General features: G+C 74.7%; 10 protein-coding genes and 1 rRNA gene. 5 read left to right on the top strand and 6 right to left on the bottom strand.

The window, feature by feature from the left end; translation table 11 throughout:
* Window positions 1-181: 181 nt before the first annotated feature.
* From OHB09_RS12560 to mtnA, 5 genes are all read right to left on the bottom strand, one after another.
* Window positions 182-943, bottom strand: a complete 762-nt coding sequence (locus OHB09_RS12560) for a ComF family protein (RefSeq protein ID WP_328921986.1) — start codon at window positions 941-943, stop codon at window positions 182-184.
* Between the two features lie 342 nt (window positions 944-1,285).
* Complete coding sequence (locus tag OHB09_RS12565; protein WP_381123727.1) at window positions 1,286-3,190, bottom strand: LpqB family beta-propeller domain-containing protein; 1,905 nt, start codon at window positions 3,188-3,190, stop codon at window positions 1,286-1,288.
* A gap of 67 nt (window positions 3,191-3,257) precedes the next feature.
* Window positions 3,258-5,588 (bottom strand): MtrAB system histidine kinase MtrB, encoded by a 2,331-nt coding sequence (gene mtrB, locus OHB09_RS12570; protein WP_328918878.1) that lies wholly within the window; start codon window positions 5,586-5,588, stop codon window positions 3,258-3,260.
* Between the two features lies 1 nt (window position 5,589).
* Window positions 5,590-6,279: a two-component system response regulator MtrA gene (gene mtrA, locus OHB09_RS12575; protein WP_191853481.1), complete on the bottom strand. Its 690-nt coding sequence runs from the start codon at window positions 6,277-6,279 to the stop codon at window positions 5,590-5,592.
* A gap of 4 nt (window positions 6,280-6,283) precedes the next feature.
* A complete protein-coding gene (mtnA, locus tag OHB09_RS12580; RefSeq protein WP_006138842.1) occupies window positions 6,284-7,450 on the bottom strand; it encodes an S-methyl-5-thioribose-1-phosphate isomerase in 1,167 nt (388 codons plus the stop codon).
* A 140-nt stretch (window positions 7,451-7,590) separates the two neighbouring features.
* Here mtnA and OHB09_RS12585 point away from each other — a divergent pair, with 140 nt between their 5' ends.
* The 5 genes from OHB09_RS12585 to OHB09_RS12605 are packed head-to-tail and all read left to right on the top strand — an operon-like array spanning window position 7,591 to window position 13,312.
* Window positions 7,591-9,045 (top strand): glycerophosphoryl diester phosphodiesterase membrane domain-containing protein, encoded by a 1,455-nt coding sequence (locus tag OHB09_RS12585; protein WP_328921987.1) that lies wholly within the window; start codon window positions 7,591-7,593, stop codon window positions 9,043-9,045.
* Between the two features lie 43 nt (window positions 9,046-9,088).
* A complete protein-coding gene (locus OHB09_RS12590) occupies window positions 9,089-9,772 on the top strand; it encodes a DUF4129 domain-containing protein (protein WP_328923015.1) in 684 nt (227 codons plus the stop codon).
* Window positions 9,769-11,004, top strand: coding sequence for a DUF4350 domain-containing protein (locus OHB09_RS12595; RefSeq protein ID WP_328921988.1), 1,236 nt, complete (start codon window positions 9,769-9,771; stop codon window positions 11,002-11,004). The genes OHB09_RS12590 and OHB09_RS12595 overlap by 4 nt, the downstream gene beginning before the upstream one ends.
* Window positions 11,004-12,002 carry an AAA family ATPase gene (locus OHB09_RS12600; protein WP_319352310.1) on the top strand — a complete coding sequence of 333 codons (999 nt, stop codon included), beginning with the start codon at window positions 11,004-11,006 and terminating at the stop codon, window positions 12,000-12,002. The genes OHB09_RS12595 and OHB09_RS12600 overlap by 1 nt, the downstream gene beginning before the upstream one ends.
* A complete protein-coding gene (locus OHB09_RS12605) occupies window positions 12,002-13,312 on the top strand; it encodes a DUF58 domain-containing protein (RefSeq protein ID WP_328921989.1) in 1,311 nt (436 codons plus the stop codon). Before OHB09_RS12600 ends, OHB09_RS12605 begins: the two co-directional genes overlap by 1 nt.
* A gap of 72 nt (window positions 13,313-13,384) precedes the next feature.
* Here the strand turns inward: OHB09_RS12605 and rrf are convergent.
* Window positions 13,385-13,501: ribosomal RNA gene (gene rrf, locus OHB09_RS12610) — 5S ribosomal RNA — on the bottom strand.
* Window positions 13,502-13,549 lie beyond the last annotated feature (48 nt).

Here is a 13,549-nt window from a genome sequence, read left to right on the forward strand (position 1 = left end):
CCACCGCCGCGAGTGAATACGCATCACCGCAGCACGGCGTTCGGACCGGCGAGGTTCGGGCTGGGCCATTCCCTCACAACCGAACATATCTCGCTCGGACGGATGTCGTCACCCTCTACTGTGGGGTACCTCCGTTCGGGCGAATTACCCTTGTATTACCTGCAACGATGAGCGTTCTCAGTCAGTTCCGGTTGGTTGCGAAAGAATCGGACGGCGCGGCGACCACGGCCGCGCGAAGCGGCGGAACGCCGGGCCCGGAAACGCCCGCCGTCGGTCGTTCCTCCCTAGCTTCCCCGGCAGCAGTGCCGTACACCTGTGCGCCCGTGAAGGACGTGCGTACGGCCCGGGCGGCCTCCGCGAGTGTGGCGCCGGTGGTCAGCAGGTCGTCGACGAGCACGATCCGGCCGGCCGTCAACAGCCGTACCCCGCCCGGCACGACCTCCAGGGCCCCGGCGAGGTTCGCCCGCCGCCGTGCGGAACTCAGCCCCGCCTGGTCGGCCACGGGGCGTCGCTGCCGCAGCACGGCCGCGACGCGGGCGGCCGTCCCCGTCCGCCGCAGCTCGGCGGCGGCCGCCCGCGCGATCCGGCGCGTCGCGTCGTGGCCCCGCGCCCGCACGGCCCGGCGCGCCGAGGGCACCGGCACGAGCACCACCCCCCGCCCTTCCGCCGCGGCCCCCACCGCCCCGGCCAGCGCCGCCCCGAGCGGCCCGGCGAGCGCCAGCGCCCCACGCTCCTTGTGCGCGAGCAGCACCGCACGCACCACGTCCCGGTACCCCGCGGCCGCCCACACCGGCGGCACCCCCACCACCCCCGGCCGCACCCGCACTGCCCCACCCCCGCGGAGCACCGCCCGGCACCCCTCGCACAACACGACCCGCCCCCGCCCACACCCCCCGCACTCCCCCGACACCACCAGCCCCACCACTTCCCGCCACCACCACATACCCCCACACCCTGCCCGAAGCGGAAGGGGATCGGGACACCTGTGGACAACTGGAGGGCAGGGGGGCAGGAGGCGGGGAGGGGACTACGGGACGGGTCGGCGGCGGCCAGACAGTGCGCAGGGGCGGGCACAGCCCCGCACGGGGGCAAGGGCACAGCCCCGCACGGGGGCAGGGGCACAGCCCCGCACGGGGCTTTGGTCCGGGTCCGGGGGCGTGGCGCCCCCGGTGGGGTGGAAGGGGCGGAGCCCCTGGGGCCGGGAAGGCCAGGGGCGGCGGGGGCGAGGAAACTCCGGGGCACCCCCGGCCCTCCGGTACTCCCCCGCCCCGCAACGGGCCCCCGGCTAGCCCGGGTACACCGGCGCCGTACCCTTCTTGATCACCTTCTGCCACTGCGCCCCGGAGGACAACCGCACGATCCCGTCCTCCGAGTACGCCACCAACGGCAACCGCTCGTCCTCCGACGCCGTGATCTGCTTGACCCCCGTCAGGGACGCCGGCGCCGACCCCGCCGGCGTGGACCCGTCGACCTGCACGTACCGGATCTGCTGCACGCCGCCCGATTCGCGCCCGACCACCACGAGCCGGCTGTCCCCGGCCCACGACATCGCCGTCACCGCCTCGAACTGGGGCATGAGCGACCGCAGCTCCTGGATCGAGACGACGGCCCGGGCCCCGGTCTCACCACTCCCGGCGCCAGAGCCGGCAGCCGAGCCGGCCGACCCGGCCGCACCCCCACCGCCGCCGTCCCCCACCGCCGCCTTCTCCCGCTCGATCCGCCCGATCTGCAGCGACGTCTTGCCGTCCTTCTCCACGATCAGCGCGACCCGCACCCCGTCCCCCGCGACCCGCACCGCGTCGATCCGCCCGTCGAGTCCGGGCGTGGCGACCTCCACCGGCTCACCCGCGCCCTTCTCGAACAGCAGCAGCCGCGGGTCCTGCGGATTGCGGTCGGCGACCCACAGATCGCCCCGGCTGTCCCAGCTGGGCGTGGTCAGCCGGTCGTCCGGCGACGCGCCCTGGCTCCGCAGCAGCGCCTCCCCCAGCGGCGCGTCCGGCACGAGCGACCCGACGTACAGGGAACGGCCGTCGGCCGAGACCCCCGCCGCGCTCTTCTCGTCGCGCGAGACCGCGGCGGCCCGCAGCAACGCGGTGCCCTGGCCGAGCGCCCCCGGCACCTGCTCGGCCTCCGTCCCCCCGGCGGTCATCCGGACCAGCCGCTGCTTGTCGTCGATGAAGTACTCGAACTCGGGCCGCTTCGCGGTGCCGTGCGAGGCGATGTCCTGCGCACGGTCCTCGTTGAGCGTGCAGAGCTGCGAGCCGTCGGACTTCTGCAGCTCCACCGAGGTCACCCCGGTGGGCGTCAGGTCCTGCAGCGTGAACAGGAGCTGCGCCGCCATCCTGGCGCACTGCCGGGAGCCGACCCGGTCCGCCGCCTTGTTCAGCGGCACGGTGAGCCGGTTCTGGTCGTCGGGCGTCAGCGCACCGGCTCCCGGGCGCAGCGCGACCCCCGCGGGGAACCCGGACCGCGCGACCGGCGCCAGCCAGCGCGTGGGCCCCTTCAGCAGGGCCTGGATCACCTGGGTCACCGGGTCGACCTGCTTGCGCACGTACACCGGGTCGGCGACGGTGCTCAGCCGTCCGGCCGCCGTCGTCGGCCCGTTGGTGGCGAAGTAGTACTTGTTGACCGACTCGTAGTTGCGCTGGAAGTCGGAGGCGCCCATCACCACGCCCTGGGGCAGCGCGTCGATGCGCCACTGCTTGCTGCCCTTGTCCTGCACGAGGTGGATGGTCTTGGCGTACGACCCGGCGTCGGACGTGTACTTGTGCTGCGCGTCGATGCGGGCGACCCGCCGGCCGGTGAGGCCGTAGGCGTAGTCGTCGCCGCTCTCGCGGTTGCCGGTGCGCTCGGCCTCCGGATTCGGGCTGGCGTCGAGCACGGTGATCGACCGCTCCGGCCGCCACTGGTGCGAGGCCTTGCCGGTCAGGTACTTGCGCGCGGTCTCGTACTGCGGGTCGTCGCTGGTCAGCGCCTCGAGAAAGCCCTGCACGATCTCCGCGGGCGAGGCGTTCTCGCGCGGCGGCAGCGCGAAGACCCGGACCTGCGGGTCCTGCCGCGGCGTCGACTCGACCCCGCGCAGATCTCCGCTGTCCGGCATCGAGGCGCATCCCGCCAGCAGCGCGCCGGCGCACGCGAGGTACACCCCGGTCCGCACCCGCCGCGCCCGGCCCGGCCGGCGGCCGGCCACGTCGCTCACGCGGGGCGCCGCTGCCCCGGCCCCGCCGGACGTCCTCCGACGCCGTCGGCCGCCCCCCTCAGCCCCCACCGATGGCCTCCCCTGGCCCACTGCCGCCCTCGGACGGCCCCTGCCTCGTCCTGCCTGCCGCACTGCTCGCGCTCACCGCGCCCGCCGTACTCGCCGCGCTCCCCGTACTCGCCGTACTCGCCGTGCCCGCCGTACCCGCGACACCTGCCGCACCGGCCACACTCTCGGCGCCCGCCGTGCCCTCGGCGCCGGCCGCACCCGCCGCGCCGTCCCGTCCGCCCTGCGTCCCGGGCGCTCCCGCTCCGCCGGCTCCCGCCGGACCGTCCACCCGCCGTACGCCGCCCGAGGGGCGCGGTACGACGCGGGCGCCGCTGCCGGGGAACGCGGTCGGGTCGGCCGCCGGGCTCTCCGAGGCCAGCCGCGGGGTGCGCGGCGGCAGCGGACCCCGGTCACCGGACGTCGGCTGCAGGGGCACCGAGGAGACGTTGCTCGCGCCCGTTCCCGGGGCGAACCCGGAACCGTTGCGCCCGTCGGCCGCAGCCTGCGCACCCGTCCCGCCCTCGCGCCGCTCGGCGTCCTTGCGTCCGCGGTGGCGCCGCGAGTCCGCGGGCTCCAGCGGTATCGGGGACCCCCGCAGCGGCTCGTCGGCCGTCCGCGGCAGCGTGAGCCGGAACTGCGAGCCGCCGCCCGGTTCGCCCCAGGCCTGCAGCCAGCCCCCGTGCAGCCGGGCGTCCTCCAGGGCGATCGACAGCCCGAGACCGGTGCCGCCGGTGGTGCGCGCGCGTGCCGGGTCCGCCCGCCAGAAGCGGCTGAACACCCGGGTCGCCTCCCCCGGCTTGAGTCCCACCCCGTAGTCGCGCACCGCCACCGCCACCGCGCCGCCCGCGGCGGCCAGCTTCACGAGGACGTCGCGCCCCTCACCGTGTTCCACGGCGTTGACGACCAGGTTGCGCAGCACGCGCTCCACGCGCCGGGCGTCGGCCTCGGCCACGACGGGCTGCTGGTCGCCCACGACCCGTATTCGGGTTCCCTTGCGCTCGGCGAGCGGTTCGGCCCCGCTGACCACCCGCCGCACGACCTCGCGCAGGTCGATCGGCTCGGCCTCCAGCGCCGCCGCGCCCGCGTCGAACCGGCTGATCTCCAGCAGGTCGGCGAGCAGTGTCTCGAAGCGGTCGAGCTGGTCGGCGAGGAGTTCCGCCGACCGTGCGGTCACCGGGTCGAAGTCCACCCGGGCGTCGTGGATGACGTCGGCCGCCATCCGCACGGTGGTCAGCGGGGTGCGCAGCTCGTGCGAGACGTCCGAGACGAACCGCCGCTGCATCCGCGACAGGTCCTCGAGCTGCTGGATCTTGAGCTGCAGGTTCTGCGCCATCTTGTTGAAGGCCTCGCCCAGGCGGGCGATGTCGTCCTCGCCGGTGACCTTCATGCGTTCCTGCAGGCGTCCCGCGGACAGCCGCTCGGCGATCCCGGCCGCCATCCGCACCGGGGTGACGACCTGGCGCACGACGAGCCAGGCGATCGCCCCGAGCAGGACGACGACGAACAGTCCCGCCGTCGCCAGCGTGCCCTTGACCAGGCTGAGCGACTTCTCCTCCTGCGTGAGCGGGAAGAGGTAGTACAGCTGGTAGGGGTTGCCGTTGGGGTCGTTGACCTGCCTGCCGATGATCAGTCCTGGCTGCGGCTCGCTCTTGCCCTTGGTGTAGACGATGCGGGTGTAGCTCTGCACCGCCCCGGTGCCCGCGTCGACCCGCTCGCGCAGGCTCTCGGGCACGCTCAGGCTCCAGTCGACGCCGCCGGAGGCGCGCGGGCCGAAGCCGCGCCCCTCGTTGTCCGCGGCGGTGGTGCTCAGCGTGACGACGTCGAAGGCGCCCTGGCCGCCGCTGGAGAGCGACTCCACGAGGTCGCTGAGCCACCCGCTGATGTTCTGCACGGTGTCGCCGTCGCCGTTGCTCCCGCCGGTGGCGGCGGAGCTGTCGTCCCCACCGCCGCTCGCCGCGCTGTCGGCCCGCTGGCCGGCCACCGTGAACCCGCCGGTCGCCTGGCTCTGGGAGGCCTTCACCTTGGCGTCCAGGAGCCCGTTGCGCACCTGGCCGATGACGACGAAGCCGAGCAGCAGCACCACTCCGAGCGACATCAGCAGCGTCGTGGCGACGATCTTGAGCTGGATGTTGCGACGCCACAGGCGCATCACCGGCAGCAGCGGCCGCCGTACCCAGCGCATCAGGAGCCGCAGCACGGGACTGCCCTGCACACCGCCCTGCAGCAGGCCGCCCTCGAACAGGCGTGCCCAGCGGGATTCCTTCGCCCTCACGCCGTCGACAGTCCGCTCCGGGCGGACCCCGGACCGGCCGGGCGCCGAAGCGGCACTGTCCTCGGGCATGTCAGCTCGGTCCTGCCTTGTATCCGACACCACGGACCGTCACCACGATCTCCGGCTTCTCCGGGTCCTTCTCGACCTTGGAGCGCAGCCGCTGGACGTGCACGTTGACCAGGCGGGTGTCCGCCGCGTGGCGGTAGCCCCACACCTGCTCCAGGAGCACCTCCCGGGTGAACACCTGCCACGGCTTGCGGGCCAGCGCGACGAGCAGGTCGAACTCCAGCGGGGTCAGCGCGATGGACTGCCCCTCCCGCTTCACGGAGTGCCCGGCCACGTCGATGACCAGGTCGCCTATCGCGAGCTGCTCCGGCGCCGGTTCCTCCGACCTGCGCAGCCGCGCCCGGATCCGGGCCACCAGCTCCTTGGGCTTGAAGGGCTTGACGATGTAGTCGTCCGCCCCCGATTCCAGGCCCACCACCACGTCGACCGTGTCGCTCTTCGCGGTCAGCATCACGATGGGCACCCCGGACTCCGCCCGGATGAGACGGCACACCTCGATACCGTCCCGGCCGGGCAGCATCAGGTCGAGGAGGACCAGATCCGGCTTCGTCTCACGGAACGCGGCCAGCGCCTTGTCACCGTCGGCTACGAAAGACGGTTCAAAACCTTCACCACGCAGCACAATGCCGAGCATCTCGGCCAGTGCGGTGTCGTCGTCGACGACAAGGACTCGTCCCTTCATATAAGCCATCATCCCATTAGCTCGTCGTGGCCTGGCGTGACCTGGCACACAGCTCCGCCAGCGCCTCGGCCGTCACGGGTGAGACGACGCCCTCCTCGGTGACGATCGCCGTCACCAGCTCGGGCGGCGTCACGTCGAACGCCGGGTTGTACGCCTGGGTCCCCAGCGGCGCCACGGGGATCCCGCCGACCGCCTCCGCACCCACCACCGGCACCTGCGGTCCGGACAGCTCGGTGACCTCGTGGCCGCCGCGCTGCTCCACCTCCACGGAGGCTCCGTCGGGGGTGTCCGGATCCACCGTCGTCACCGGTGCCACGACGACGAGCGGCACGTGATGGTAGCGGGCCAGCACCGCCAGCGGATAGGTGCCGATCTTGTTCGCCACCGATCCGTCGGCGGTGATCCGGTCGGCCCCCACCAGCACCGCGTCCACCTCGCCCGCCGCGAACAGCGAACCGGCCGCGCTGTCCGTCAGCAGCGTGTACGCCATCCCGTTGCGCGCCGCCTCGTACGCCGTCAGCCGGGCGCCCTGCAGCAGCGGCCGGGTCTCGTCCACCCACAGCCGGCGCAACCGCCCCGCCCGGTGCGCCGCGAGCGCGACCGCGAACGCCGTGCCCTCCCCGCCCGACACCAGCGCCCCGGTGTTGCAGTGGGTGAGCACCCGGTGGCCCCCGCCGGGCAGCAGCTCGTCGAGCAGCGCCAGCCCGTGCGCCGCCATCCGCGCGCTGGCCTCGGCGTCCTGCCGGTGCAACGCCCGCGCCGCCTCCAGCGCCGCCCGCGCGGCCGCCTCCTCGCCGGCACCCCCGGCCAGCGCCTCCTGGTGGGCGGCCCTGGCCCGGCGCACGCCCAGGGACAGGTTCACCGCAGTGGGCCGGGCGCCCGCGAGCGCCTGCGCGGCGTCCGCGACGTCGAAGCCGCGGGCGGCGGCGAGCGCGACCCCGTACGCCCCCGCGATCCCGAGCAGCGGCGCCCCCCGCACGGCGAGGCCGCGGATCGCCTCCACGAGCGCGGGCGGGTCCGTGCACACCCGCTCGACCTCCTCGGCGGGCAGCCGGGTCTGATCGAGCAGGACCAGCACGGGGCCCTCGGGCGGCTCCTCCCAACGGATCGCCGGGGTGACCCGGTTCTCGGACGTCTCGGCCGGCCCGTCGCCGTCGCCGCTGTGCGCGTACTGATCAGCCATCCGTCCAGTCTGCCCCGGATCGGGCGGACAATTGAAGGCGTACAGCTCGGACGGCCCGCGGTCACCCCCCGGGCGCCCCATGACACGATGGCAGCCAATTGGCCGCCGCGACCGCGGACGGGCACCGAGAAGGAGCGACGATGACCGACACTCCGGGCTGGGCCTCGCCCGGATCTGCCCCCTCCGACGAGCCGGACACCCCCGGCGGCGCCGCACAGCCGCCGGAGCAGCCCTCGGAGCAGCCCTCCGACCGGATCCCGGACCAAGGTGACCAGGGCGGCCAGGGCGGCCGGGACGGCGCCGACCGCACCCCGCAGTCCTCCAAGTGGTCCGAGGAGCAGCCGCCGGCCGGACAGTGGACCGCTCCTCAACCCCCGCAGGCCCCGCAGGCCCCGCAGGCCCCGCAGGCCGGTCCCGGCTACCCCGGCTGGGGGACACCGCCGCCCCCGCCGACCGGCCCCGGACCGTACGGCGGAGGCCCCGCCGCTCCCGGCGGCTGGGGCACCCCGGGCCCCACCGGCGGCCCCGGATACGGGCCCCCCGGTCACGGCGGCCCCGGATACGGCCATCCGGGTTACGGCCCGCCCGGCGGCTGGGGCGGCCCCTGGGGCGGACCGCCGCCCGCGGCCAAGCCCGGCGTCATCCCGCTGCGCCCGCTCGGCCTCGGCGAGATCCTCGACGGCGCCGTCGCCACCATGCGCACCCACTGGCGCACCGTTCTCGGTATCTCGCTGGCCGTCGCCGTCGTCACCGAGATCGTCGTCGTCCTGCTCCAGGGCCTGTACCTCGACAACACCGCCGTCCTCGACGACCCCAGCGCCACTCCCGAGGAGACGCTGCGCGCCGCCGGCGGCTCGCTGCTGAACTCGAGCGTCGTCCTCCTCGTCACCGCCGTCGCCGCCATCGCCGCGACGGCCCTGCTGACACCCGTGATGAGCCGTTCGGTCCTCGGCCGTCCGGTCACCGCCGGCGAGGTCGCCCGGGACATCCGGCCGCAACTGCCCCGGCTGTGCGGGCTGACGCTGCTGCTGCCGCTCATCGGCGCCGCGATCATCGGCGTCGGCACCCTGCCCGGCATCCTCGTCGCCCTGGGCGGCTCGACCGCGGGAGGCGCCGCACTGGCCGCGCTCGGCGGGATGGCCGCGAGCGTCCTGGCCACCTGGGTCCTCGTACGGTTCTCCCTCGCCCCGCCCGCGCTGGCACTGGAGAAGCAGAGCGTCCGCAAGGCCCTCGGCCGCTCCGCGAAGCTGGTGAACGGCTCGTGGTGGCGGGTCTTCGGGATCCAGCTGCTCGCGCGGGTCATCGCCGGCGTGGTCGGCTCGGTCATCGCCGTGCCCTTCACCGTCCTGGCCGGTGTGCTCACCGGCAACGGCCTCGGCAACTTCCTCGACGGCACCGCCGACCTGGGCTGGTCCTTCCTCATGATCAGCGGCATCGGAGGCGTGATCGGCTCCGCCCTGACACTGCCCCTCACCGCCGGTGTCACCTCGCTCCTCTACATCGACCTGCGCATCCGGCGCGAGGCCCTCGACCTCGAACTCGCCCGCGCCGCCGGTGTCGAGCGCCCCGGCCCCGGCCCCACCCCGGGGAGCTGATCCGGTGGGCCGGGCGGGGGGAGGGCCGGCTCTGCTGCCCGCCATGTGGCGGGCGGGCGAGGACACTCCGCCGTTGACGGTCCCGCGCGACCCGGCGCGGGGGGCCGCCCGTCGCGAGCTGACCAAGCCGATGTACCACCAGGACGACCCCAGCCTGCTCCAGCGCGTCCTCGACGCCTTCTGGGACTGGCTCGACCGCCTGCTCGGCGCCGCCTCCTCGGCCGCGCCGGGCGGCACCGCCGGACTGGTCGTCATCCTTCTCGCGGTCCTCGCCCTGCTCTCCGCCCTGTGGTGGCGACTGGGCACCCCCCGCCGGACCTCCGCCTCCGTCCCCGCCCTCTTCGACGACCGGCCCCGCAGCGCCGCCGAACACCGCTCGGCCGCCGCGGCGCACGCCGCCCGGGGCCACTGGAACACCGCGGTCCAGGAACGCATGCGCGCCCTCGTCCGCGCCCTGGAGGAACGGGCACTGCTCGACCCCCGCCCCGGCAGGACCGCCGACGAGGCCGCCGCCGAGGCCGCCCGCCCCCTCCCCGGCCACGCGAGCCGCCTCCATGCCGCCGCCCGCGATTTCGACGACGTCGCATACGGCGGCCGCACCGCGGACGAGGCCACGTACCGCCGCCTCGCCGACCTCGACGAGGACCTCGCACACGCCCGCCCCCAACTCGCCGCGAGCGCCCCCGGCACCCCGCACCACGGCCCCCGCGGGGGTGCCGCCGGATGACCACCGCGCCCCCCTCCACGGACGCGCACCGGAACACCCCGCAGGGCACCTCCGTCTCGCCCACCGCCCGTCAGGTGTGGACCCGCACCCGGGGCATCCTGCTCGCGCTGCTCGTCCTGCTCGCCGCCGGCGCCGCCATCGCCGTGATCCGCTCCGGCGCCGACCACGGCCGCCTGGACCCACGCTCCGCCGACCGCTCCGGAAGCCGCGCCGTCGCCGAACTCCTGAACGACCGGGGTGTGTCCACCCGCGTCGTCACCACCCTCGCCGCGGCCCGCGCCGCCGCCGGCCCCGACACCACCCTCCTCGTCGCCTCGCCCGACCTGCTGACCACCCCCCAGCAGCGCGGCCTGCACGAGGCGATCCGCGATTCCGGCGGCCGCACGCTCCTCGTCGCCCCCGGCACACCGTCCCTCGACACCCTCGCCCCCGGCGTCCGGGCCGACGCCGCCCCGAGCTTCGACTCGACACTCGCCCCCGACTGCACCCTGCCGGCCGCCCGGCGCGCGGGGCCCGCCGACACCGGCGGCCTCCGCTACACCACCGACGACACCCGCGCCGACCTGTGCTACCCCAGCGACGGCCTGGCCACCCTCGTCGTCCTCCCGGCCCGCGATGAGGACACCGGCACCACCCGCCCCGGCGACACCGTGCTCCTCGGCGCGCCCGACATCCTCTACAACGACCGCCTCGACGACGAGGGCAACGCCTCCCTCGCCCTGCAACTCCTCGGTTCCCGGCCCCATCTCGTCTGGTACCTCCCCTCGCTCTCCGACGACTCGGCCACCGACGCGGGCGACCGCTCCTTCTTCGACCTCATCCCGCGGGGCTGGCTCTGGGCCACGCTGCAACTCCTCCTCGCCGCCGCCCTCGCCGCTCTGTGGAGGGCACGCCGATTCGGCCCCCTGGTGCCCGAGAAACTCCCCGTCGCGATTCGCGCCTCCGAGACCACCGAAGGCCGCGCCCGCCTCTACCGCCGCACCGACGCCCGTGACCGCGCCGCCGCCGCTCTTCGCTCCACCACCCGCACCCGGCTCGCCCCCCTCGTCGGCGTCCCCCCGGCCCGGGCACACACGCCCGAGGTCCTGATCCCCGCCCTCGCCGCCCGCCCGCACGGCGACGGACCGGCCCTGCACACCCTCCTCTTCGGCCCCGCACCCGGCGACGACGCAGCACTCATCGCCCTCGCCGACCGACTCGACGCCCTCGAAAGTGAGGTACGCCGTCCATGATGGACCCGACCACTGACAACGCCGGGCACACCGGGCAAGCCGGCCGCTCGGACACCGCCCGGGCCTCCCTCGAGGCCCTGCGCACCGAGATCGCCAAGGCCGTGGTCGGCCAGGACCCCGCCGTGACCGGCCTCGTCGTCGCCCTGCTCTGCCGCGGACACGTCCTGCTCGAAGGCGTCCCCGGTGTCGCGAAGACGCTGCTCGTCCGCGCCCTCGCCGCCGCCCTCGAAGTGGACACCAAGCGCGTCCAGTTCACCCCCGACCTGATGCCGAGCGACGTCACCGGCTCCCTGGTCTACGACGCCCGCACCGCCGAGTTCTCCTTCCAGCCGGGCCCCGTCTTCACCAACCTCCTCCTCGCCGACGAGATCAACCGCACCCCGCCCAAGACCCAGTCCTCCCTGCTGGAGGCCATGGAGGAACGGCAGGTCACCGTCGACGGCACCCCCCGCCCGCTCCCCGAGCCCTTCCTCGTCGCCGCCACCCAGAACCCGGTCGAGCACGAGGGCACCTACCCCCTCCCCGAAGCCCAACTGGACCGCTTCCTCCTCAAACTGACGATCCCGCTGCCCACCCGCCAGGACGAGATCGACGTCCTCACCCGCCACGCCCAGGGCTTCGACCCGCGCGACCTGCGCGCCGCCGGCGTACGCCCCGTCGCCACCGTCCAGGACCTCGAAGCGGCACGCACCGCCATCGCCGCGACGACGATCTCCCCCGAGATCACCGCCTACGTCGTGGACCTCTGCCGCGCCACCCGCGAATCGCCCTCGCTGGCCCTCGGCGTCTCCCCCCGCGGCGCCACCGCCCTGCTCGCCACCGCACGCGCCTGGGCCTGGCTGACCGGCCGCGACTACGTCATCCCCGACGACGTCAAGGCACTCGCACTGCCCACCCTGCGCCACCGCGTCCAACTCCGCCCCGAGGCCGAGATGGAGGGCGTGAGCGCCGACGCGGTCATCACCGCGATCCTGTCCCACGTCCCGGTGCCGCGCTGATGGCGCTGACCGGACGCGCCGCGCTCCTCGCGGCCCTCGGCACGCTCCCGGTCGGACTCTGGGCACCCGGCTGGACGGGCATCCTCGCCGTCAACGGCCCCCTCGCCCTGGCCTGCGCCTGCGACTACGCCCTTGCAGCACCCGTCCGGCGCCTGGGCCTGACCCGCTCGGGCGCCACCTCCGTACGCCTCGGCGAACCGGCCGACGTGACGCTCACCGTCACCAACCCCACCGGTCGGCCGCTGCGCGCCCGCCTCCGCGACGCCTGGCCCCCCAGCAGCTGGCAGCCGGGCACCGAGGCCGCCGCCTCACGCCACCACCTGGCCGTCCCGCCCGGCGAACGCCGTCGCGTCACGACCCGCCTGCGCCCCACCCGCCGCGGCGACCGCCACGCGGACCGCGTCACCCTCCGCTCCTACGGCCCCCTCGGCCTGTTCGCCCGCCAAGGCACCCACAAGGTTCCTTGGACCGTGCGCGTGCTCCCCCCGTTCACCAGCCGCAAGCACCTGCCCTCGAAACTCGCCCGCCTGCGCGAGCTCGACGGCCGCACCAGCGTCCTCACCCGCGGCGAGGGCACCGAGTTCGACAGCCTGCGGGACTACGTCCCGGGCGACGACACCCGCTCCATCGACTGGCGCGCCACCGCCCGCGGCACCACCGTCGCCGTACGCACCTGGCGCCCCGAACGCGACCGCCACATCCTCTTGGTCCTGGACACCGGCCGCACCTCGGCCGGCCGGGTCGGCGACATCCCGCGCCTGGACGCCTCCATGGACGCGGCACTCCTCCTGGCCGCCCTGGCCTCCCGCGCCGGCGACCGCGTCGGCCTCCTGGCCCACGACCGGGCCGTCCGCGCCCTCGTACAGGGCCGCACCACGCGTGACCTCCTCCCGTCCCTGGTCGACGCGATGGCGACCCTGGAACCCGAACTCGTCGAACTCGACGCCCGAGGCATGGCCGCCACGGCCCTGCGCACCGCACCGCGCCGCTCCCTGATCGTCCTGCTCACAAGCCTGGACGCCGCCCCGGTCGAGGAGGGCATCCTGCCGGTCCTCTCCCGCCTGACCCGACGCCACACCGTCCTGCTGGCCTCGGTCTCCGACCCTCACCTCACGGCCATGGCCAAGGGCCGGGGCAGAATCGACGCGGTCTACGAGGCCGCGGCGGCCTCCAAGGCCCAGGCGGAACGCGCACACACGGCGGAGCAACTGCGCCGCCACGGCGTCACCGTCGTCGACGCGACGCCGGACAACCTGGCGCCGGCACTGGCGGACGCCTATTTGTCCCTCAAGGCGGCCGGCCGTCTGTGAACGCGCCCAGACAGACGCCACAAAAACAAGAAAGCCCCCGTGCCAATGGCACGGGGGCTTTCTCCAATATTTGTTCGGCGGTGTCCTACTCTCCCACAGGGTCCCCCCTGCAGTACCATCGGCGCTGTAAGGCTTAGCTTCCGGGTTCGGAATGTAACCGGGCGTTTCCCCTACGCTATGACCACCGAAACACTATGAAACACAACCAGCAACCGGTAACAAAACACGGTCTGATCG

This window comes from Streptomyces griseoaurantiacus, assembly GCF_036189845.1.
Taxonomy (GTDB): Bacteria; Actinomycetota; Actinomycetes; order Streptomycetales; family Streptomycetaceae; genus Streptomyces; species Streptomyces griseoaurantiacus.

Coding starts and splice junctions, on each gene's coding strand:
- OHB09_RS12560 (WP_328921986.1), bottom strand. CDS start 943: ATGTGGTGGTGGCGGGAAGTGGTGGGGCTGGTGGTGTCGGGGGAGTGC.
- mtrB (WP_328918878.1), bottom strand. CDS start 5,588: ATGCCCGAGGACAGTGCCGCTTCGGCGCCCGGCCGGTCCGGGGTCCGC.
- mtrA (WP_191853481.1), bottom strand. CDS start 6,279: ATGATGGCTTATATGAAGGGACGAGTCCTTGTCGTCGACGACGACACC.
- mtnA (WP_006138842.1), bottom strand. CDS start 7,450: ATGGCTGATCAGTACGCGCACAGCGGCGACGGCGACGGGCCGGCCGAG.
- OHB09_RS12585 (WP_328921987.1), top strand. CDS start 7,591: ATGACCGACACTCCGGGCTGGGCCTCGCCCGGATCTGCCCCCTCCGAC.
- OHB09_RS12590 (WP_328923015.1), top strand. CDS start 9,089: ATGTGGCGGGCGGGCGAGGACACTCCGCCGTTGACGGTCCCGCGCGAC.
- OHB09_RS12595 (WP_328921988.1), top strand. CDS start 9,769: ATGACCACCGCGCCCCCCTCCACGGACGCGCACCGGAACACCCCGCAG.
- OHB09_RS12600 (WP_319352310.1), top strand. CDS start 11,004: ATGGACCCGACCACTGACAACGCCGGGCACACCGGGCAAGCCGGCCGC.
- OHB09_RS12605 (WP_328921989.1), top strand. CDS start 12,002: ATGGCGCTGACCGGACGCGCCGCGCTCCTCGCGGCCCTCGGCACGCTC.